At 61.4% G+C, this 21,303-nt stretch carries 19 protein-coding genes; 13 read left to right on the forward strand and 6 right to left on the reverse strand.

The features are described from left to right. Window positions 1–50: 50 nt before the first annotated feature. Complete coding sequence (gene cytX / locus ACI77I_RS03545; protein WP_242154084.1) at window positions 51–1,340, forward strand: putative hydroxymethylpyrimidine transporter CytX; 1,290 nt, start codon at window positions 51–53, stop codon at window positions 1,338–1,340. Here the strand turns inward: cytX and ACI77I_RS03550 are convergent. Beyond that, entirely contained in the window at window positions 1,309–2,055 is a 747-nt protein-coding gene (locus ACI77I_RS03550) for an RsiV family protein (RefSeq protein ID WP_406996972.1), read from the reverse strand. The genes cytX and ACI77I_RS03550 overlap by 32 nt on opposite strands. A gap of 194 nt (window positions 2,056–2,249) precedes the next feature. Here ACI77I_RS03550 and ACI77I_RS03555 point away from each other — a divergent pair, with 194 nt between their 5' ends. The 9 genes from ACI77I_RS03555 to ACI77I_RS03595 all read left to right on the forward strand — a co-directional run bounded on the left by ACI77I_RS03555 (window position 2,250) and on the right by ACI77I_RS03595 (window position 11,657). After that, window positions 2,250–2,867 (forward strand): NUDIX domain-containing protein, encoded by a 618-nt coding sequence (locus ACI77I_RS03555; RefSeq protein WP_094953739.1) that lies wholly within the window; start codon window positions 2,250–2,252, stop codon window positions 2,865–2,867. Further along, complete coding sequence (locus tag ACI77I_RS03560) at window positions 2,858–3,307, forward strand: DUF1249 domain-containing protein (RefSeq protein WP_094953740.1); 450 nt, start codon at window positions 2,858–2,860, stop codon at window positions 3,305–3,307. The genes ACI77I_RS03555 and ACI77I_RS03560 overlap by 10 nt, the downstream gene beginning before the upstream one ends. Window positions 3,308–3,406: 99 nt before the next feature. Further along, window positions 3,407–4,222 (forward strand): 3',5'-cyclic-AMP phosphodiesterase, encoded by an 816-nt coding sequence (gene cpdA / locus ACI77I_RS03565; RefSeq protein ID WP_094953741.1) that lies wholly within the window; start codon window positions 3,407–3,409, stop codon window positions 4,220–4,222. 204 nt (window positions 4,223–4,426) lie between these two features. Beyond that, a complete protein-coding gene (locus tag ACI77I_RS03570; protein WP_094950989.1) occupies window positions 4,427–5,035 on the forward strand; it encodes a YqiA/YcfP family alpha/beta fold hydrolase in 609 nt (202 codons plus the stop codon). 45 nt (window positions 5,036–5,080) lie between these two features. Next, a complete protein-coding gene (gene parE / locus ACI77I_RS03575) occupies window positions 5,081–6,985 on the forward strand; it encodes a DNA topoisomerase IV subunit B (protein WP_094950988.1) in 1,905 nt (634 codons plus the stop codon). Beyond that, window positions 6,985–7,980: an esterase-like activity of phytase family protein gene (locus tag ACI77I_RS03580; RefSeq protein ID WP_263274414.1), complete on the forward strand. Its 996-nt coding sequence runs from the start codon at window positions 6,985–6,987 to the stop codon at window positions 7,978–7,980. Before parE ends, ACI77I_RS03580 begins: the two co-directional genes overlap by 1 nt. Beyond that, entirely contained in the window at window positions 7,977–8,495 is a 519-nt protein-coding gene (locus ACI77I_RS03585; protein ID WP_094950986.1) for a TIGR02281 family clan AA aspartic protease, read from the forward strand. Before ACI77I_RS03580 ends, ACI77I_RS03585 begins: the two co-directional genes overlap by 4 nt. 13 nt (window positions 8,496–8,508) lie before the next feature. Next, on the forward strand, window positions 8,509–10,773 hold the full coding sequence (gene parC / locus ACI77I_RS03590) for a DNA topoisomerase IV subunit A (RefSeq protein ID WP_094950985.1): 2,265 nt from the start codon (window positions 8,509–8,511) through the stop codon (window positions 10,771–10,773). A 173-nt stretch (window positions 10,774–10,946) separates the two neighbouring features. Beyond that, window positions 10,947–11,657: a membrane integrity-associated transporter subunit PqiC gene (locus ACI77I_RS03595; RefSeq protein ID WP_094950984.1), complete on the forward strand. Its 711-nt coding sequence runs from the start codon at window positions 10,947–10,949 to the stop codon at window positions 11,655–11,657. A 191-nt stretch (window positions 11,658–11,848) separates the two neighbouring features. Here the strand turns inward: ACI77I_RS03595 and ACI77I_RS03600 are convergent, their stop codons facing one another. Then, complete coding sequence (locus ACI77I_RS03600; RefSeq protein WP_094950983.1) at window positions 11,849–13,384, reverse strand: AhpA/YtjB family protein; 1,536 nt, start codon at window positions 13,382–13,384, stop codon at window positions 11,849–11,851. Between the two features lie 134 nt (window positions 13,385–13,518). Here ACI77I_RS03600 and serB point away from each other — a divergent pair, with 134 nt between their 5' ends. Continuing rightward, a complete protein-coding gene (gene serB, locus ACI77I_RS03605; protein WP_406996973.1) occupies window positions 13,519–14,733 on the forward strand; it encodes a phosphoserine phosphatase SerB in 1,215 nt (404 codons plus the stop codon). 144 nt (window positions 14,734–14,877) lie between these two features. On the opposite strand, the gene asd is transcribed toward serB, so the two are convergent. Genes asd through ACI77I_RS03620 form a run of 3 tightly spaced genes read right to left on the reverse strand, consistent with a single transcriptional unit; the run spans window position 14,878 to window position 18,163 of the window. Next, on the reverse strand, window positions 14,878–15,738 hold the full coding sequence (gene asd, locus ACI77I_RS03610) for an archaetidylserine decarboxylase (protein ID WP_406996974.1): 861 nt from the start codon (window positions 15,736–15,738) through the stop codon (window positions 14,878–14,880). A 16-nt stretch (window positions 15,739–15,754) separates the two neighbouring features. Further along, window positions 15,755–16,570 carry a rhodanese-like domain-containing protein gene (locus ACI77I_RS03615; RefSeq protein ID WP_406996975.1) on the reverse strand — a complete coding sequence of 272 codons (816 nt, stop codon included), beginning with the start codon at window positions 16,568–16,570 and terminating at the stop codon, window positions 15,755–15,757. A 57-nt stretch (window positions 16,571–16,627) separates the two neighbouring features. Beyond that, window positions 16,628–18,163, reverse strand: a complete 1,536-nt coding sequence (locus tag ACI77I_RS03620) for an HDOD domain-containing protein (RefSeq protein ID WP_406996976.1) — start codon at window positions 18,161–18,163, stop codon at window positions 16,628–16,630. A gap of 166 nt (window positions 18,164–18,329) precedes the next feature. Between ACI77I_RS03620 and motA the strand changes: the two genes are divergently transcribed. Together motA and motB are read left to right on the forward strand one after the other, a co-directional pair. Next, window positions 18,330–19,181: a flagellar motor stator protein MotA gene (gene motA / locus ACI77I_RS03625; RefSeq protein WP_053254041.1), complete on the forward strand. Its 852-nt coding sequence runs from the start codon at window positions 18,330–18,332 to the stop codon at window positions 19,179–19,181. Window positions 19,182–19,184: 3 nt separating this feature from the next. Next, entirely contained in the window at window positions 19,185–20,213 is a 1,029-nt protein-coding gene (gene motB, locus ACI77I_RS03630; protein ID WP_094950978.1) for a flagellar motor protein MotB, read from the forward strand. A gap of 49 nt (window positions 20,214–20,262) precedes the next feature. Here the strand turns inward: motB and rsgA are convergent, their stop codons facing one another. After that, complete coding sequence (gene rsgA / locus ACI77I_RS03635) at window positions 20,263–21,294, reverse strand: small ribosomal subunit biogenesis GTPase RsgA (RefSeq protein WP_003171340.1); 1,032 nt, start codon at window positions 21,292–21,294, stop codon at window positions 20,263–20,265. Window positions 21,295–21,303 lie beyond the last annotated feature (9 nt).

Here is a 21,303-nt window from a genome sequence, read left to right on the forward strand (position 1 = left end):
CATTCCCACGCAGAGCGTGGGAACGATCATGCCCCTCAGAGATAACACCCTTGAGCATTCAACCGAGTACCTACTCTCCTGATATAGCGGTGCCGAGCGACAAACGCGTGTTCGGCGCCCGCGACCTGTTTTCCCTGTGGTTTTCCCTCGGCATCGGCCTGATGGTCCTGCAAACCGGCGCCTTGCTTGCACCGGGCCTGGGCTTGTCCGGTTCATTGCTGGCGATTTTCCTCGGCACCCTGGTCGGTGTGCTGTTGCTGGCCGCCGTCGGCGTGATTGGCAGCGACACCGGCCTGTCGGCCATGGCCGCGCTCAAGCTTAGCCTGGGTGCCAAGGGCGCCAGCCTGCCGGCGCTGCTGAACTTACTGCAACTGATCGGCTGGGGCTCGTTCGAAATCATCGTGATGCGCGACGCCGCCAGCGTGTTGGGCACACGAGCCTTCAGCGAAGGCAGCCTATTGGCCAGCCCTTTACTGTGGACGCTGTTTTTCGGCGGCTTGGCGACGTTGCTCGCCGTCAGTGGCCCGCTGACGTTTGTGCGCCAGATCCTGCGCAAATGGGGCATATGGCTGTTGCTGGCCGCCTGCCTGTGGCTGACCTGGAACCTGTTCGCCAAGGCCGACCTGGCTGCACTGTGGGCCACGGCCGGTGACGGCTCGATGCCGTTTGCGGTGGGGTTTGATATCGCCATCGCCATGCCGCTGTCGTGGTTGCCGCTGATCGCCGACTACTCGCGCTTCGGCAAGCGCGCCAAAAATGTCTTCGGCGGCACCGCCCTTGGCTTCTTTATCGGCAATTTCTGGCTGATGAGCCTGGGCGTGGCTTACACGCTGGCGTTTGCGCCAAGTGGCGAGGTGAATGCGTTGTTGCTGGCGCTGGCGGGTGCGGGCCTGGGCATTCCGCTGTTGCTGATCCTGTTGGACGAGTCGGAAAATGCCTTTGCCGATATTCACTCGGCGGCGGTGTCCAGCGGGATTTTGCTGCGTTGGAAGGTCGAGCACCTGGCGCTGGCCATCGGTGTGATTTGCACCCTGATCGCCTGCTTTGCACCGTTGGCGCAGTACCAGAACTTCCTGCTGCTGATTGGCTCAGTGTTTGCGCCGTTGTTCGGCGTGGTGCTGGTGGATCACTTTATCCTGCGCCGCCGTGGCCAGGGCGCGGTCGCCCACCTGCAAAGGCCAGCGCTGGTGGCTTGGCTGGGTGGCATCGCTACGTATCACGTGCTGGCAAACCTGTATCCGGACATCGGCGCAACCCTGCCGGCGCTGGTGCTGGCAGGGCTGTTGCAACTGATCTTGGGCCGGGCCTTCAGTGGCGCGCGGGCGCCAGTTCAGGCTTGAGTACGCCGGTGAGGCGCGCATAGGGGATGGTCATTTCGATCAGCCCCAATGCGTAAGGCGCAATGGTCGACACGTTGTACTTGAGCACCACGCCGCTGCTGGTCAGGGCGATGTTCGGGGTTTTCTGGAACGGCCAGTTCTTCACGAACGCCGGGTCACGGTCCATCTGCGAGTTGATCAGCCAGCTGTTGTGGGCGACTTTGGCGGCGTTCCAGAACGCTTGCTCCTGGCCCGGCAACAGCATGTCGTTCAGGCTTAGCGCTTTGTGCAGCACGCGTGAGTAGTTGATGAAACCACGGCCGGGCTGGCCTTGGGCGACACCCGTGTCGAGGTAGCTGGACACTTCAATGATCACCAGTCCGTCATGCTGCTCACGTACCTTGGCCTGCAAGTACATGCTGTGGCGGTCGGCAGACTCGCGCAGGAACGTGTCCCGGTAAGCGTTCAGGGTCGGCGGCACGCTGGCGCCGGGGGTGGTTCGGGTCATCTGCAGCAGGCGTTGTTCCACCAGGCTGTCGAGCTGCGGCTCGCTGGGGAAGTGCACGGTATCAATGTTCACTAACGGGCAGTCAGGGCTGCCGCAGCCAGGCTTGATCTGCTCAGAGGCATCTTGTTGGGTGTCCAGCGGCTTGAGGTAGCTTGGCTGGAACAGGCTCTGGCAAGCACCCAGGGTCAAGGCAATACAGGCCATGGAGGCGATTTTTAAAAGCGACATGTGCGTCCTTCGGAAATCGATGGAAAGCGAAAAAGAGTAGCGCTTCGACTGCGAACAAAGCCGTCAGTTCGCCACTAAGCTGATTAGAGTGAGTTTGACGCCCGCCGTCTATCTCGGCAACTGCAAAGGGGCTGCACCAACCGGCATGGGCGCGTTAGGATGGCGCCAATTGCACGGCCTTAACGAGGAAGAATATGACGGACATTGCCAAATCGACGCCGAACACCATCGAGATTGTTCAGCGCGACAATGCCTACAAGGGCTTCTACAAGCTCGATCGCGTGCAGCTGCGCCACGAAAAATTCGATGGCGGCATGAGCCGGGTGATCAATCGCGAAGTCTTCGTTCGTCATGACGCAGTGTGCGTGCTGCCTTATGATCCGCAGCGCGATGAAGTGGTGCTGATCGAGCAATTCCGTGTCGGCGCTATGGGCCGTACCGACAACCCTTGGTTGATAGAAATGGTCGCCGGCCTGATCGACAAGGATGAAGAGCCGGAGGAGGTTGCGCACCGCGAAGCCGAGGAGGAAGCTGGGCTGACATTCTCCGCGCTGTGGCCGATCACTAAATATTTCCCGTCGCCCGGTGGCAGTACTGAATTCGTGCACTTGTACCTGGGCCGCTGCGACAGCGCCGGGGCGGGTGGCGTCCATGGACTGGAAGAAGAGGCAGAAGATATCCGCGTCACCACCTGGGCCTTCGAAGATGCCCTGCAGGCGGTGCGTGACGGCAAAATTTCCAACGCAGCCAGCATTATCGCCCTGCAATGGCTTGCGCTTAATCGCGCGGAAGTGAGGGGGTTATGGCAGTAAAGGCACGGGAACGTTATCGAGTCGACCTGATCGGGTTGCAAGCCGCCTGCGAGGCCAACTATGCGCGGCTGATGCGCTTGCTCCCCGACATGCGCCACACGCCCGAGGCGCGGCGCATTGCGGTGACCCACGGCGACCAGATGCTCGGCGTGCTGAACCTGGAGGTCATCGTCAACTGCCCGTACACCACCACCTTGCGCGTGCGCCAGGAGCACAGCCTGCCGTGGCTGCCGGTGCCGCAACTGGAAGTGCAGGTGTACCACGATGCGCGCATGGCCGAAGTGATCAGCGCCGAACATGCGCGACGCTTTCGCAGCATCTATCCTTACCCAAACGTGTTCATGCACCAGCCCGATGAGAAAGCACAGCTCAATGTGTTCCTCGGTGAATGGTTGAGCCACTGCCTGGCCTTGGGTCATGAGTTCGAAGTCGTGCGGTAGATGTGAACTGCATCTGCTTCCTTGGGTTTCCTCTTTGTGTCCTGCCCCAGCATAATCGCGCCAAACGTCCATTTCCTGTGATTGCCTTGGGAGAGCGCCTTGTCCCGCGTATCCACCGTGAACCCTGATGCGCCGGCGCTGCTGGTGCAATTGTCCGACAGCCACCTGTTTGCCGAGGCCGATGGCACGCTGCTGGGCATGAACACCCGCGAAAGCCTGCAGCGGGTGATCGAGTTGGTGCGCGAGCAGCAGCCGCACATCGATTTAGTGCTGGCCACGGGGGACTTGTCCCAGGACGGCACGCTTGAGTCCTATCAACAGTTTCGCGACCTGACCCGGCAGATCGACGCCCCGGCGCGCTGGATCCCCGGTAACCACGATGAGCCGCAGATCATGGCGCATGCCGCTGTGCACAGTGATCTGCTGGAGCCGGTGGTCGACATCGGTAACTGGCGCGTCACCCTGCTCGACTCCGCCGTGCCCGGCTCGGTGCCGGGCTACCTGCAAGACCAGCAACTGCAATTGCTTGCCCAAGCCTTGAGCGAAGCGCCGGGCCAGCACCATCTGGTGTGCTTTCACCATCACCCAGTGCCCATCGGGTCTGCGTGGATGGAGCCGATCGGGCTGCGTAACCCCGAGGCCTTGTTTGCCGTGCTCGACCGCTTCCCACAGGTGAAGGCGGTGCTCTGGGGCCATGTGCACCAGGAGATCGACCGCGACCGCAACGGCGTGCGCCTGCTGGCGTCGCCGTCTACCTGTATCCAGTTCGCGCCGGGCAGCGAGGATTTCAAGGTCAGCGAGCAAGCGCCGGGTTACCGGTGGCTGCGCCTGCATGCCGACGGACGGTTAGAGACCGGGGTAGAGCGGGTCAAAGGCTTTGCGTTCACCATCGATTACGGCAGCAACGGCTATTAAACGCTGCAAACACAGATCAAAATGTGGGAGCTGGCTTGCCTGCGATTGCGGTATGCCGGTTAACCAATGTGTGACTGATACACCGCCATCGCAGGCCAGCCAGCTCCCACAGTGGATCTTCTGTGTCCTTTAGATAGAGGGCCTCACACACCCCTGCGATCCCTGTAAACTGCGCCTCTTTGGCTGACGCACGGAGAGCCCGGCATGTCTGCTTCGATCTTGTATATCCACGGTTTCAACAGCGCGCCTGCGTCCAACAAGGCCAGCCAGTTGAGCACCGTGATGGACAGCCTCGGCCTGGCCGACCAATTACGCGTGCCGGCCCTGCATCACCATCCGCGTCAGGCGATTCCTCAATTGGAGGAAGCCATTGAGCAACTGGGGCGGCCACTGCTGGTAGGTAGCTCACTCGGCGGCTACTATGCAACCCATCTTGCCGAACGCCATGGCCTCAAGGCGCTGCTGGTCAACCCGGCGGTCAGCCCGCATCGGATGTTTGACGGTTACCTGGGCACCCAGAAGAACCTCTACACCGATGAAACCTGGGAACTGACCCACGACCACGTCGAGGCCCTGGCCGAACTGGAAGTGCCGGCTCCGCAGGACGCCTCGCGTTACCAGGTATGGTTGCAAACCGGGGATGAAACCCTGGACTATCGCCTCGCCCAGCAGTATTACCGGGCCTGTGCTTTACGCATCCAGGCCGGTGGCGACCACGGTTACCAGGGCTTCGCCCAGCAAATACCGGCCATGTTGAGCTTTGCCGGCATTGGCGCAGATCAGTATCAATCCTTCGATTTTTCTTCACTGTAAGAATCGCAGGTTACTTTTTAATCGAACGACTCACGACGAGACCCCATGGCCACTCCCAGCGCTAGCTCTTATAACGCCGACGCCATCGAAGTCCTCTCGGGCCTCGACCCGGTGCGTAAACGCCCAGGCATGTACACCGACACCAGCCGGCCGAACCACCTTGCCCAGGAAGTCATCGACAACAGCGTCGACGAAGCCTTGGCCGGGCACGCCAAGTCGGTACAAGTCATCCTTCACGCCGACCATTCCCTGGAAGTGTCCGACGACGGTCGCGGCATGCCGGTGGACATCCACCCCGAAGAGGGTGTGTCGGGCGTCGAGCTGATCCTCACCAAGCTGCACGCCGGCGGCAAGTTCTCCAACAAGAACTACCAGTTCTCCGGTGGCTTGCACGGTGTGGGTATTTCCGTGGTCAACGCCCTGTCGAACCATGTGCGGGTCAAGGTCAAGCGCGACGGCAACGAGTACCAGATGACCTTCGCCGATGGCTACAAAGCCACCGACCTGGAAGTGATCGGCACCGTTGGCAAGCGCAACACCGGCACCAGCGTGTACTTCGCGCCGGACCCGAAATACTTCGATTCCCCCAAATTCTCCATCAGCCGCCTCAAGCACGTGCTCAAGGCCAAGGCTGTGTTGTGCCCGGGCTTGCTGGTCAGCTTTGAAGACAAAGGCACCGGCGAGAAGGTCGAGTGGCATTACGAAGACGGCCTGCGCTCCTACCTGGAAGACTCCGTCAGCGACTTCGAGCGCCTGCCCAACGAGCCGTTCTGCGGCAGCCTGGCCGGCAATAAAGAAGCCGTCGACTGGGCGCTGCTGTGGTTGCCCGAAGGTGGCGACAGCGTGCAGGAAAGCTACGTCAACTTGATCCCCACCGCCCAGGGCGGCACCCACGTCAACGGTTTGCGCCAAGGCTTGCTGGATGCCATGCGCGAATTTTGCGAATACCGCAGCCTGTTGCCACGCGGCGTGAAGCTGGCGCCGGAAGACGTGTGGGAGCGCATCGCGTTCGTGCTGTCGATGAAAATGCAGGAGCCGCAATTCTCCGGCCAGACCAAAGAACGCCTGTCGTCCCGCGAGGCCGCAGCGTTTGTCTCCGGTGTGGTCAAGGATGCGTTCAGCCTGTGGCTCAACGAGCACCCGGAACTGGGCCTGGCCCTGGCGGAACTGGCGATCAACAACGCCGGCCGTCGCCTCAAAGCCAGCAAAAAGGTCGAGCGCAAGCGCATTACGGCTGGCCCGGCACTGCCGGGCAAACTGGCCGATTGCGCCGGGCAAGACCCGATGCGTTCCGAGCTGTTCTTGGTGGAAGGTGACTCCGCCGGTGGTTCCGCCAAGCAAGCGCGGGACAAGGAATTCCAGGCGATCCTGCCGTTGCGCGGCAAGATCCTCAACACTTGGGAAGTCGATGGCAGCGAAGTCCTGGCCAGCCAGGAAGTGCACAATATCGCGGTGGCCATCGGTGTCGATCCAGGCTCGGCTGATATTGCCCAACTGCGCTACGGCAAGATCTGCATCCTCGCCGACGCCGACTCCGACGGTTTGCACATTGCCACCTTGCTATGTGCGCTGTTCGTCCAGCACTTCCGCCCATTGGTGGATGCCGGTCACGTCTACGTCGCCATGCCGCCGCTGTACCGTATCGACCTGGGCAAAGAGATTTTCTACGCCCTGGACGAAGCCGAGCGCGATGGCATCCTCGACCGCCTGGTCGCCGAAAAAAAACGCGGCAAGCCACAGGTCACGCGATTTAAAGGCCTGGGTGAGATGAACCCGCCGCAGTTGCGCGAAACCACCATGGACCCGAACACGCGGCGCCTGGTGCAGTTGACCCTGGAAGACTTCGCCGGCACCTCGGAAATGATGGACATGTTGCTGGCGAAGAAGCGTGCACCGGATCGCAAAGCCTGGCTGGAATCCAAAGGTAACCTGGCCGAGGTTCTAGGCTGATGCGCACAGGTTTCGCCCTGGCGATCCTGATGTTGAGCGGGTTGGCGGCCACCGAGGTGGTTGCCGCGCCCGTGGCAGAACTCAAACTCGTGTCCGAGCACCCGGTGGACGGCATGCGCGGCGGTAACCTCTCGGGCCTGGCCTTGTGTGGCAAGGACCTGTGGACGGTTTCCGACCGCGATGACGACCAGATCTACCGCCTTGATATCAGCGCGCCGACCTGGCAAGCCGAAGCGGTGAAGATCGACGTGCCGCCGGTGCCCGAGTCCGGCTTGCCCTGGGGTTTGCGTTCGCGCACCAAGGCTGCTTCGTTTATTCGCGGTGGCGACCTGGATTTTGAAGGCATCACCTGTGATGCCGTCGGCAACCGTTACATCGTCAGCGAAGCCCACGCGGCCGTGCTGCAGGTACCGGTGAGTGGTGCGCCTGAGTGGTTGAAAATCGCCCCTGGCATGGTGCGTGAAGCCCGTGCCAGCGGCATGTTGCTGCATTTTAATGCGTTGTTTGAAGGCCTGACAGTGAACCCGCAAGGCACTCAGATTTGGTTGGCGGCAGAGCGTGAGCGGCGTGGCTTGATCTCGATCAAGCGCGGGCAGAGCGTCTGGGATTGTGAGGGCCCCTGTGTGTTGTTGAGCGAGGCCGGCCAGGAAGTGCAGCCGGCGCAGTTCACCAACGCCAAGGCGGTGTCCAAGGACTTTGCCGACCTGGCGCTGTTCAACGGCAAGCTGTTTACCCTGGAGCGCAATGCGTTCCAGATTTGCCGGCGCGATGCGGTCACAGCCAAAGTCGAGCTGTGCTGGTCGTTTGCCGACGAAACCCTGACGCCGAACCGGCGCTATCCCCAGCCCTACGGCCTGGCCGAAGCCCTGGTGGTGGATGCTGACGGTGCGTGGTTGGGCATCGACAATAATTTTGGCCCACGTGCCGATGGTGAAAAACGGCCTGTGGTCTATCGTTTCGCCGCCCCTGCCGGTGGCTGGAGCGCCCAGCCATGAGTGCACAACCGCCCGGCAAGCGTGCCGGACGTGTATTGATGTTTTTGGCATGGGGGGCCGGACTGTTTTTGGCCACACGTTTTTTTGGGCAATGGGAAGCGCGTCAGGAAAACCCCAATGCCGTGGTGACCTCGGAGCAACACGAGGGTTACATCGAAGTGAAATTGCTGGGCAACGGCCAAGGGCATTTTGTTGCCAGCGGCCAGATCAACGGGCAGCCGGTGGAGTTTATGCTCGACACCGGCGCGACCGATGTGGCGGTTCCGGCCGAATTGGCTGACCGCCTCGGACTTAAACGTGGCTTGCCGGTGACCTTGAGCACCGCCAACGGGCGTAGCCAGGGCTACCGTACCCACCTCGATCGCCTGAAACTGGGCGATATCGTCCTGCAGGACGTCCGCGCACTAGTGGCGCCGGGCTTGGACGGGGAACAGGTGTTGCTGGGCATGAGTGCATTGAAACAACTTGAATTTACCCAGCGCAGCGGCACATTGCTGCTGCGCCAGACCAAATAATGATGAGGCCCGCATGAGTGACATCCTCGCAGACAGCTTAGATGGCGTAGAACGCCGGTCGCTGGCTGACTTCACCGAAAGTGCCTACCTCAACTACTCCATGTACGTGATCATGGACCGTGCCTTGCCGCATATCGGCGACGGCCTGAAGCCCGTACAACGGCGCATTATCTACGCCATGAGTGAGTTGGGCCTGGACGCTGATTCCAAGCACAAGAAGTCGGCGCGTACCGTCGGTGACGTGCTCGGTAAGTTCCACCCGCACGGCGACTCGGCGTGCTACGAAGCCATGGTGCTGATGGCCCAGCCGTTCAGCTACCGCTACACGCTGGTAGACGGCCAGGGTAACTGGGGTGCGCCGGATGATCCCAAGTCTTTCGCCGCCATGCGTTACACCGAAGCGCGCTTGTCGCGGTATTCGGAAGTGCTGCTCAGCGAATTGGGCCAGGGCACCGCGAACTGGGGCCCGAACTTCGACGGCACGTTGGAGGAGCCTTTGGTGTTGCCGGCACGTTTGCCGAATATCCTGCTCAATGGCACCACCGGCATTGCGGTCGGCATGGCCACCGACGTGCCGCCGCATAACCTGCGCGAAGTCGCCGCCGCCTGCGTGCGCTTGCTGGATGAGCCCAAGGCCACGGTCGAGCAGCTCTGCGAGCATATCCAGGGCCCGGACTACCCGACCGAAGCGGAAATCATCACGCCGCGCGCCGACTTGCTGAAGATGTACGAAACCGGCAAGGGCTCGGTGCGTATGCGCGCCGTGTACCACATCGAAGACGGCGACATAATCGTCACCGCGCTGCCGCACCAGGTGTCTGGCGCCAAGGTGTTGGAGCAAATCGCCGCGCTGATGCAGGCCAAACCGTCGAAACTGCCGCAAGTTGCCGACCTGCGTGACGAGTCCGACCACGAAAACCCATGCCGTATCGTGATCATCCCGACCAACAGCCGGGTCGACCACGAAGTACTGATGCAGCACCTGTTTGCCAGCACCGACCTGGAGTCCAGCTACCGGGTCAACGTCAATATCATCGGCCTGGACGGCAAGCCGCAGCTGAAAAACCTGCGCAACTTGCTGGTGGAGTGGCTGGAATTTCGCGTACAGACCGTGCGCCGCCGCCTGCAATTCCGCCTCGACAAGGTCGAGCGTCGCCTGCACCTGTTGGACGGTTTGCTGATTGCTTACCTCAACCTGGACGAAGTGATCCATATCATTCGTACCGCCGAGCACCCGAAAGCCGAGCTGATCGCGCGTTTCGAGCTGAGCGAGATCCAGGCCGACTACATCCTCGATACCCGCTTGCGTCAGTTGGCGCGACTGGAAGAGATGAAGTTGCGTGACGAGCAGGATGCACTGCTCAAGGAACAAGCCAAGCTGCAAGCCCTGCTGGGCAGCGAAGCCAAGCTCAAGAAGCTGGTGCGCACCGAGCTGATCAAAGACGCAGAGACCTATGGTGATGACCGTCGGTCGCCAATCGTTCAGCGCGCTGAAGCGAAAGCTCTGACAGAAACCGAACTGTTGCCTAACGAAAAAATTACCGTCGTTCTGTCGGAAAAGGGTTGGGTTCGTTCCGCCAAAGGGCATGATATTGACGCCACTGGCCTCTCGTACAAGGCCGGTGATGGCTTCAAGACCGCTGCCGCCGGGCGTTCCAACCAGTTTGCGGTGTTTATCGACTCCACCGGGCGGAGCTATTCGGTGCCGGCGCATACCTTGCCGTCGGCCCGTGGCCAGGGCGAGCCGCTGACCGGGCGGCTCACACCGCCACCGGGGGCGAGTTTCGAGTGCGTGCTGCTGCCGGACGACGATTCGCTGTATGTGATCGCCTCCGACGCGGGTTACGGGTTTGTGGTCAAGGGTGAAGACCTGCAGGCCAAGAACAAGGCGGGCAAGGCGTTGTTGAGCCTGCCGAACAACGCCAAGGTGATCCTGCCGCGTACGGTGGAAGACCGTGAGAGCAACTGGCTGGCGTCGGTGACCACCGAAGGGCGTTTGCTGGTGTTCAAGATCAGTGACCTGCCGCAGTTGGGCAAAGGCAAGGGCAACAAGATTATTGGGATTGCTGGGGATCGAGTTGCCAGTCGCGAAGAGTACGTGACCGACATCGCCGTGATCCCGGAAGGCTCAACCTTGGTGCTCCAGGCCGGTAAACGCACACTGTCGCTGCGCCCCGACGACCTGGAACATTACAAGGGTGAACGTGGTCGTCGCGGTAACAAATTACCGCGTGGCTTCCAGCGAGTGGATGCGTTACTGGTGGAAACACCCGTTTGAAGCGAATTAGAGCCCTCGATCTACGATTTAACGCGTAGATCGACGCTTTCGCGCTGGAGTCATGGCGAATATTCACGGATGATATGCCCTTTCCAGCGCCGGCGTGGCCGAGCGTGTTTAGGTTATTTTTAGTATTACATTGTGGTTCGCCTTGTGGCAGCCACCTGGATGGGATGATGACTGCTCCACGCCTTCCTCTATTTTTGATGCTCGCTGGCCTTTTGGGGCTGGCGGGTTGCAGCACGCACCAACCGGTGTCGCTGTACCAGCTGGACAGCGGAAGTCCGGCTCAGCCAGCACAAACCGCTGGCATGGCTGTATTGTTGGGCCCGGTAGTCGTTGCTGACTACCTGCAACGCGAAACCCTGCTGCAACGTCAGAACGACGGCAGCCTGCAAGGTTCCACCGATGGTCGTTGGGCGGGCAGCTTGTCGTCCGATATCAACCAACTGATGTTGCGCCAGGTGGCGGGCCAGTTGGACAGCCAGCGTGTGGTGCTCGCGCCTGCGCCGACCGGCTTCACGCCGGATGTGCAGGTATTGCTGACGATTACCCGACTCGACTCGGGTACTTCGCAGCCGGCGATCCTAGATGCACAGTGGCGCTTGATCGACCGCCGTGGCCAAGTGCGCGATAACCGCATTGTGCACCTGCAGGAAGAGCACGCTGGCACCACCGCGTCTCAGGTCCAGGCCCAGGGCGTGTTGTTGCAGCATCTGGCTCAGCAGTTGTCGGTGGCGCTCAAACCGTTGGCCAACCAGCCTTCGGTCGCCGAGGCGCCGCGCAAACAGGCTCCAGCACAGTCCAAACCGGCAGCGCCGGAAAAGCCGAAGATGCCGATGGCTACGCCGATTCGTACGGATATGGAAGTGTTCAGGTTTTGATCTGAAACCGACTCACAAAAAAGGCCCGCTTACTCAGCGGGCCTTTTTGTTTGATCGTTCCCACGCTCTGCGTGGGAATGCAGCCCGTGGCGCTCTGCGTCACCCTTGTACATGGCTTGGGCCTGGCAGGACGCGAGCGTCCCAAGAGGCGTCCCACGCAGAGCGTGGGAGCGATCATTGGTCTAGCAGTGTTATTCAGGCTTGTTGCGGGTCTCATGCATGCGTGCCAACTGCCGCTCCAGCATCGACGGATACGGCTCCATCAGCCGCTCCACGCAGCTCGCGCCTTCAGGGCTGGCAATCGGGCGGATACGCGCGCGTTGACGGATCAATGTGTCTTCGCTGATCTTGCGCTCCACCAGCAGCAGGTTGCGACTGTGTTGCGACAAGGCCAGCGCGTCCTGGGCGATTTCGGTGAGCAGTAGGTCGATCTGGCTCATGCCGAACAGATCATCGCCCACCGTCAGGCCGAGCTGCAGTTGCAAGGTGATGCCGCTGTCGGCCACTTCAATCTGCAGGGCGTGGCCCAAGGCGCGCAACAACTCGCCGCAGCAGATTGCATTGGTCAGATAATCTTCGCCGCTGTCTTCGCTGTGGAACAGCATCAACGTGCTGCCATCGTTCAGGGTGTGCAGCTCGCTCTGATACAGCGAAGCAGCCTGGTCCAGGCAGTCGCGGTAGCGTTCCAGCAACTCCGTCAGGCGGGCGCGGGGCAGGCGACGCAGTTGGTCCTGGGCACCCAGTTGCACGGCCAAGACGGCGCTGTGCTGGGGTTCGCTGCTCTTCACTGGCGCAGGCTTGGGGGCGACGGCAGGGGCGGCGGCCGACGTGTCGCGCAAATCGGAGAACGGGTCTTCATCGTCCAGTTCATCTTCTTCGGCCCTGATCGCCTGGCGTGTCGCGGGCTTGAGGCCGGCCACCGGCGCGCTTTCGTCAAAGCCCGGGTCGCGCAGGTCGCGCACTTCAAACTCGGGTTCGTCGTCGTAATCGGTGTCGTCGTACTCAGGCTCGGGTTCAACCTCGGGCACCACCGGTTCCGGGGCGAAGCTGGCGTGGAGCTGGCGGGCGAGGTCGCCGATTTCATCCTGACGATCAGTGGCCGGGGTGTGTTCGTCGATATCGCGCAGCCAGATGCGCAGTTGCATCAGCGGCGTGGAGATATGCCGACCCAGGCGCAAGCTCAAGGCCAGGGCCAATGCCAGCAAAATGGCGCTGAGGATGCCCATGCTCTGCAGGCTGATGGTCATCGGCTGCTGGAACTGCTGCATGTCGAGGCTGATGCGCAGTTGGCCGGCTTTCACATCCTGAAACGTGATATTGCTCTGATACAGGCCTTCGGCTTCACCCAGCAGGCCGTTTTTCGGGCGCTGCCCGGCTTCGGCCATGATCCGGTTGTCCACGCTATAGATAGCCGCGTGGGCCACCAGCGGGTTCTTGGTCAGGTTGTTGAGCAGCACGTTGAGGCTGAGGATGTCATTGGACACCAGCAGCTCAGTCGCCGAGGTGGCGGTCTGAGTGGTCAAGCTCTCGCCCAGGGCGTCGGCTTGCTCGTGCATGGCCTGCTTGAATTGCAAACCCATCACGCAGGCGTAAATCACCAGGGCCAGAGCGACCAGGATCACGTTATGGCTGGCGATGCGTAATGCGATCGGTACACGGCGGTGGCGCAGTGCCCGGAAGATCAGCAGGAAGAAGTTGTCGGTTTTTATTGGCGTAGGCCGGTTCACTTGAGCTCGGCTCTTTAGTCCGTGAAGTTGACGCGCAGTATAGCGACAGGCCTAGGACCGGCAAAGCGCTGGCTGTGCCCGATGGTCACTGAAAGTGGGTAGAATGCGGTTTTTTTCCAGCCTGGGGGTGCGCTTTGCGCGAAATTGTCCTGATAAACATCACTGGCGAAGACCGCCCGGGTCTTACGGCAGCCATTACCGGTGTTCTGGCCCAGGGTGGTGTGAACATTCTCGATATCGGCCAGGCAGTGATCCACGACACCCTGTCGTTCGGCATCCTCGTGGAAATCCCGAGCACCGAACAGGCCTCGTCGGTGCTAAAGGACATCCTGTTTACGGCGTATAAGCTGGGTCAACAGGTGCGTTTCACCCCGGTCTCCGAAGCCGATTATCAGCATTGGGTGGAAGGCCAGGGCAAAAAACGCCACATCGTCACTTTGCTGACCCGCAAGGTAACCGCCGAGCAATTGCAGCGCGTCAGCTCGATCACGGCCCAGTACGGTTTGAATATCGATCATATTGACCGTCTGTCGGGACGCATGCCGTTGGACACGCCTGCCGACAAGGGCAAGGGCTGCATCGAGTTCTCCGTGCGCGGCGAGCCGGCGGACCCTCAAGCCCTGCGCGCCGAGTTCTTGAGCGTGGCCCAAGAGCTGAATGTCGATATCGCCTTCCAGGAAGATTCGCTGTTCCGCCGTAACCGCCGCCTGGCGGTGTTCGACATGGACTCCACGCTGATCGAAGCCGAAGTCATCGACGAATTGGCCAAGGCCGCCGGTGTGGGCGAGCAGGTGTCCGAAATCACTGAGCGCGCCATGGCCGGTGAGCTGGATTTTCGTGCCAGCTTCAAGGAGCGCCTGGCCTTGCTCAAAGGCCTGGATGTGAGCGTGCTGGACTCGATCGGTGCCTCGCTGCGCCTGACCGAAGGCGCTGAAACCCTGTTCGCCGAACTCAAGCGCCTGGGCTACAAAACCGCAATCCTGTCGGGTGGCTTCACCTACTTCGCCAAGCAGTTGCAGGCCAAGCTGGGCATCGACTACGTGTTCGCCAACGAGCTGGAAGTGGTGGATGGCAAGGTGACCGGCGTGGCGGTGGAGCCGATTGTCGACGCGCAGCGCAAGGCGGACTTGCTGAAGGAGTTGGCCCACAAGGAAGGTTTGCGTCTGGAGCAGACCATCGCGGTCGGCGACGGCGCGAATGATTTGCCGATGCTGGCGATTGCCGGGCTGGGTGTGGCGTTCCGCGCCAAGCCACTGGTCAAGCAGTCAGCCAAGCAGGCGATTTCGACGTTGGGGTTGGATGGTGTGTTGTATCTGCTGGGCTTTCGCGACCGCGACGGTCAGCTGTAACTGTAGATACGCGGACCGATCGTTCCCACGCTCTGCGTGGGAATGCCGGCCTTGACGCTCTGCGTCAGCCTTAAGGTCGCGACGCGGAGCGTCACAGGATGCATTCCCACGCAGAGCGTGGGAATGATCAGTATCAGCTTCGAATCAGGCTTTAGGCGATGCGATGCCTTGGCCCATCTGCACTGGCGTACCCGCCACCAGTTCTTCAGCCCACTTAACCTGATCCGGCCCAAACAGCACAATTGCCGTCGAACCCAGCTTGAAGCGGCCCAGTTCAGCACCCTTCTCCAAGTGAATCGGCGCGCGCGCGGCTTCGTCGTAGCGGAAGGTTTTCAGCTCGCGCTTGGGCGGAGTGACCAGCCCGGCCCACACGGTTTCAATCGACGCGACGATCATCGCACCCACCAACACCACCGCCATCGGGCCGCGTTCGGTGTCGAACAGGCAGACAACACGCTCGTTACGTGCAAACAGCTCAGGCACGTTTTCAGCGGTGGTCTGGTTTACCGAGAAAATCCGACCCGGCACGTAGACCATTTCACGCAGCGTACCGGCCAATGGCATGTGCACGCGGTGGTAGTCCTTCGGTGACAGGTAGATGGTGGCGAAATCACCACCCATGAAGGGGGCCGCCAACGCTGCATCGCCGCCCAGCAGTTCCAGCACGCTGAAGCTGTGGCCCTTGGCCTGGAACACCCGGCCGTGTTCAATCGGGCCGAGCTGGCTGACAGCACCGTCGGCCGGGCTCAAGACCGCGCCTGGGGTCTGATCCAGCGGGCGCGCACCGTCTTTCAAGGCGCGGGTGAAGAAGGCGTTGAAGTGCTCGTAGGCGGTCAGGTCTTCAACCAGGGCTTGGGACATGTCCACTTGGTAGCGCTTGGCGAACCAGGCGGTGAAGGCATTCTTGAACCAGCGTACGCGGCACTCGGCAATGCAGCCGGCCAGACGCGAGAGCAAGTGGTGCGGCAGCAAGTACTGGCTGAGGATAAACAACTGCTTTTTCATTAACTGTCCTTAAACCTTAAATCTCAACGGGGGTGTCGGGGTGGTTGCCCCATTCGCCCCAGGAACCGGCATAACCTTTGACTCGCGGATAACCGAGCGCCTTGGCCACCAGGTAGGTGAAGCCAGAGCGGTGGTGGGTCTGGCAGTGGGTGATGATTTCTTTATCTTTGGTCAGGCCGAGGTCTTCGAGGATCTGCGGCATGTCGCGGCGGATACGCAGGTTGCGTGCCTTGTCCATGCCGGCGGTCCATTCGAAGTTCACAGCGCCAGGGATGTGACCACCCTTGGCCGCGAGGACCTTCTCGCCGGAATATTCCAACGGGCCGCGTGCGTCCCAGATGCCCAGGTCGGCCGCGCCGAGTCGGCTTTGCAAGTACTCGCGCGTGGCGGTGGGGCCGTCGTGCAAGGTCAGGCCGACTGGGCCGCCGACCGGGGCGGGCACCTCGGTGGACACTGGGTGTTTACCGTCCAGCCAGGCCAGCAGGCCGCCGTCCAGGTAGTGGTATTTCTGGTGGCCGATCACGTCGAGCATCCAGATGAAGCGCCCGGCCCAGCCGCCGCCCTCGTCGTCGTAGACCACGTAGGTGGCATCTGGGGTGTGGCCCAGTTCGCCGAAGAGTTTTTCCAGCTCGGCCTTGTGCGGCAGCAGGCCGGGCGCGGGCGCCTGGCCGAGTTGGGTGCGCTTGGGGTCAACGAAATGCGCGCCGGGGATATGCCCTTCGGCGTAGCGGGCGGCACTGGTGAGGTCCACCAGAATCAGGTGTTCGGCATCCAGTTGACCGAGCAGGTCGCTGGACTCGATCACCAGCGGCAAGCCAGAGAAGTCAGGCATGTGAGGTCTCCTGGGCACAAATGTTGGCGATAAAAGAGGGCGATTGTAGCGCAAGCATCAAGCGCTGCGGTTGGTAAAGCAGTGCAGGGCTTTCTCGATGCATTGAGCGGTTTTGCCGAAGGCTTGCACGGTGGTTTCCGAGAACGGCCCGCCGCCCTGGTCGGCGACCATCAGCATCACCACCTTGCCGTTGCAACTCAAGGAGCGTAGCAACAGGTGTTCGCCGGTGAACAGGCGGCGCAGGGTCGGCGGCAGCAGTGCCGAGAACTGCGCGTGATTGTCTGGCGTGAGGCGCACCTGGGCGGACTTTTCCAGCAGGCGCTGCAGCAGCGTGCTGTTGACCACGTCCAGGCTCAGGTTGGCGGCGTCCTTAGGCAAACCGTCTGCTTGATGCGCACGCAAGGTGCTCAGGGTGCGGTCGGCCATAAACAGCAACACTCGCTGCATGCCACTGGCGACCAAGGCTTCCTTGGCGCAGGTGGTCAGGTGCATGGCATTGGCAAAACGGCTCGGTTCTACCAGTAGCTCAGTGCAGCGATTGCGCCACACGGCCAATGATTCGGCAGTGGGCGGCGGCGCCGGCAACAGGCCGCGATGGACTTTCTGCACATGCCACGGCCAGATCAGCGATAACGCCGGGTGCCAGAGGTCCGGCATCAAGGTGGTGCGTGCGCTGGTCACCGCTTGCTGGTGAACCTGTTGCTGCACGTCGCTCAACGGTTCTTGCAGGTACAGCGCGGTGAGGTATTGCCAGCGCTCGGTGTGCGGGCAGGTCCAGGATTCCTGTGCCGACATCGCCAGGCCGTTGGCCAGCAGCACGGTGTTGGCCGGCTGGTTCAGCCAGCGGCGCAGGTTGGGGGCGGCATCGAGCAATTGCTGGTGGCGCAGGGCGTCGTCTTCGCGGGCGATGTGCAGCGCCTTGACCAGCAAGCGTTGCTCGGTGAGCAGCAAGTTGTAGCCTTGGGAGACCCAGATCGGCAGGTGCCAGGCCTCGGTCAAGCCGAGGCACACGTCCAGAAGGCGCACGCCAAACAATTCCTGCTCGACTTTGCGCGCCGACTGGCCTTTGTGGATAACGCGCAGTTCCCATTCTTCCAGGAGCTTGGGGTAGACGACGGCCATCGGCCACAGCGGCGACAGAAACAGCAGGCTGCCCCAATGAATGTCTTGCCATAGCCGCGCCAGGCGGCTGGCGAACAAACCGTTGGCCTGCTGGGACGCGTGTTGGCTCACCAGCAGCAGTTGGCGAAGGGCCACGGGGATGTCTTTTTCCGGCACCGAAGGCAGGCGCGCCAACAATTCCTCGGCGCGTTTAAGGCCCAGGCGGTTGAGCGCCACTTCGAGGTTTTCCGCCGGCCCCGACAGGCTGCCGTGGGCCTGGCTATTGGCCTCGCGTATCACGCTGAGCACGAGCGCGGGGCTGTGTTGCATCAGCTCGGCAATATCTCGCAATGAGCTGCGGCTATCGCGAATGGCTTTGCACACACGCTCGTGACTGGCTTGGGGAACAGGCAGCAGCACGTCGTCCAGGCGCTTGATCCAAGCGGCGAGTGTGGTGGGTTTTGCAGTGGGTACTGTCGTTTCATTAGCCATGAGTGGGGCGCGATCATCACTTGCGTTCTACATGCCCGGAACGGGCCGAATTGGCTTTTCGCCTTAACGGGCTATAGTCTGGCGCAGTTTTGCCGATAAGTAGAACAAGAGTTTTCGGCTGCACCCAATATGTCCATGAACCCGACGGCGCAAGTACCAATCCCCTATGGCTAAAATTATCGGCATCATCGTCGTCTTCGCAAGCGTGCTCGGTGGGTACGTCCTTTCCCACGGTAAAATCGCTGCGTTGATCCAGCCCTTCGAAGTGATGATTATCGGCGGTGCGGCCTTAGGTGCATTCTTGCAGGCCAACCCCGGTTACATGACCATGCATGTGATCAAAAAGTCGCTGGGCATGTTCAGTTCGCGCTTCTCCCACACCTTCTACTTGGAGGTTCTGGGCCTGGTCTACGAGATCCTCAACAAGAGCCGCCGTGAAGGCATGATGGCCATCGAAGGCGACATCGAAGACGCCGCGGCTAGCCCGATTTTCGCCAAGTACCCGGCCGTGCTCAAAGATGAGCGCATGACCGCCTACATTTGTGATTACCTGCGCATCATGTCCTCCGGCAACATGGCGCCGCACGAGCTCGAAGGCTTGTTCGACATGGAGCTGTTCAGCCTTAAAGAAGAGTTGGAGCACCCTTCGCATGCCGTGACCGGCGTTGCCGACGCCATGCCCGGCTTTGGTATCGTCGCGGCGGTACTCGGTATTGTGGTGACCATGGCGTCCCTGGGCGAAGGCGACCAGAAGGCCATTGGTATGCACGTGGGTGCGGCCCTCGTGGGTACCTTCTTCGGTATTCTTGCGGCCTATGGCTTCTTCGGCCCACTCGCTACCTGCCTGGCCCACGATGCCAAGGAAGAGGTCAACCTCTACGAAGCGATTAAGGCGTGCCTGGTGGCTTCGGCGTCCGGTATGCCGCCATCGCTGGCGGTGGAGTTCGGGCGCAAGGTGCTGTACCCGAAACATCGCCCAAGTTTTTCCGAGCTGGAACAAGCGGTTCGCGGTCGCTAAACCATGGAAAACAACCAGCCGATAATCATCAAGCGCGTCAAGCGCTTCGCTGCGGGGCACCATGGTGGTGCCTGGAAAATCGCCTTCGCCGACTTTGCGACGGCGATGATGGCGTTCTTCCTGGTGCTGTGGCTGATGTCGACCGCCACGCCCGAACAGAAAATCGCCATCGCCGGTTATTTCAAAGACCCGATTGGCTTCTCGGAAAGCGGTACGCCGTTTGTGATCGACCTGGGCGGCTCGCCGCAGTTGGCGCCTGAGCGCACCATCAACCCCGAGGTCAAGACCGAATCGCCGCAGGAAAACATCCCGATTGAGCGCGAAACTGTCGAGAGCATGGCCGATCAGGTCGAGAAAGAGCGCCTCGAGTTGTTGCTGCAGGAACTGCAGACCAAGGTTGAAGAGAACCCGCAGCTACTGAAATTCAAGGACCAGATTTCCTTCGAAATCACGCCTGAAGGTCTGCGCATCCAGATCACCGACGCTGCCAACCGGCCGATGTTCGACTCCGGCAGCGCGCGCCTGAAGCCCTACTTTGAAGACATCTTGCTGGCCATGGCCGACACCATCAAGGCGGTGCCGAACAAGATCAGCATCAGCGGTCACACCGACGCCAAGCCGTATTCGGGCCAGGGCGACTTCGGCAACTGGGAACTCTCGGCCAACCGCGCGAACGCCGCGCGCCGCGCGTTGGTGGCAGGCAGCTATCCCGACCCGCAAGTGGCGCGCGTGGTGGGTTTTGCTTCCTCGCAGCTGTTTGATCCTAAAGACCCGTTCAACCCGATCAACCGTCGGATTGATATCGTCGTGCTGACCAAAAAGGCCCAGCGCGCGATTGAAGGCGATCAAGGCGCAGCGCCGCCGGTACCGACCCAAGGCGAAGGTGCGCCAGGCGAAGTGCCGGCCGACCCGAACGCCATTCCGCCGGGGCAGGAGCCGTTGCCGGCGCATGAGCTGCGCCAGAAGCTGAACCTGTTTGATGATGGCGGGGTGAAAGACCCGACGGCGCCTGCGCCGGCGCCCGGGTCGTAATCCACATGCAAAAAGGCCGCGATGATCGCGGCCTTTTTGTCAGTGCGGTTTAGTAACTGCTCTCAGGCAAGCTCGCAATAATCGACCGATAGCTGTTCATCCGCTGCTGCTGCACGCGGCCGTCTTCCAGGGCCTTGAGCAACGCACAGCCCGGCTCGCGGTCGTGTTTGCAGTCGCGGAAGCGGCAGGTACCGATCAAGTCGTTGAACTCGATGAAGCCCGCTTCCACATCGCTGCGGCTGACGTGGCCGAGGCCGAATTCGCGGATGCCTGGGGAGTCGATCAGCTCACCGCCGCCGGGGAAGTGGAACAACCGCGCGGTGGTGGTGGTGTGAGTGCCCTGGCCGGACAGCTCTGAGAGTGGGCCGACGCGGGTGTCGACTTCCGGTAGCAGGCTGTTGACCAGCGACGACTTGCCCACGCCCGACTGGCCGACGAACACGCTGATGCGCCCGTCCAACTGCTGTTGCAGCTGTTCCATGCCGTTGCCGTGATGCGCCGAGACTTCCAGCACCGGGTAACCCAGAGTGCGGTAGACCGCCAGCAACGCGTTGAGCGCCGGGGCGTTCTGCTCGTCGATCAGGTCGAATTTGTTCAGCAGCAACAGCGGGCGAATACCGGCATGCTCGGCTGCGACCAGATAGCGGTCGATCAGGTTGGCATGCGGCTCGGGCAGCGGCGCGAACACGATCACGATCATGTCGACGTTAGCGGCCACCGGCTTGAGCTGGCCACGGCTGTCGGGGCGGCGCAGTTCGGTGGTGCGTGGCAACTGGGCGACGATCACGCCGATACCCTGGTTGCCGGCACGCCACACAACCTTGTCGCCGGTCACCAGCGCAGGCAGGTTGGCGCGCAAGTGGCAACGGGAAACAGAGCCTGCGAGTTCGCCTTCGAGCGCCTCGACTTCGACCTGCACACCAAAGTGCGCGATCACCAAGCCCGTTTGTTCAGGGCCTAGGTCGCCGCCCTCGAGCGCTTCCACGGCGGAGGATTCACGTTTGGCGGCGCGAGCGGCGCGTTCACCTTGAATCTTTTCGATGCGCCAGTTTTGGCGACGATTGAGCTGGCGTTTGGCCATTGGTGTTCC

It is taken from the genome of Pseudomonas sp. D47 (assembly GCF_045447305.1).
Lineage (GTDB): Bacteria > Pseudomonadota > Gammaproteobacteria > Pseudomonadales > Pseudomonadaceae > Aquipseudomonas.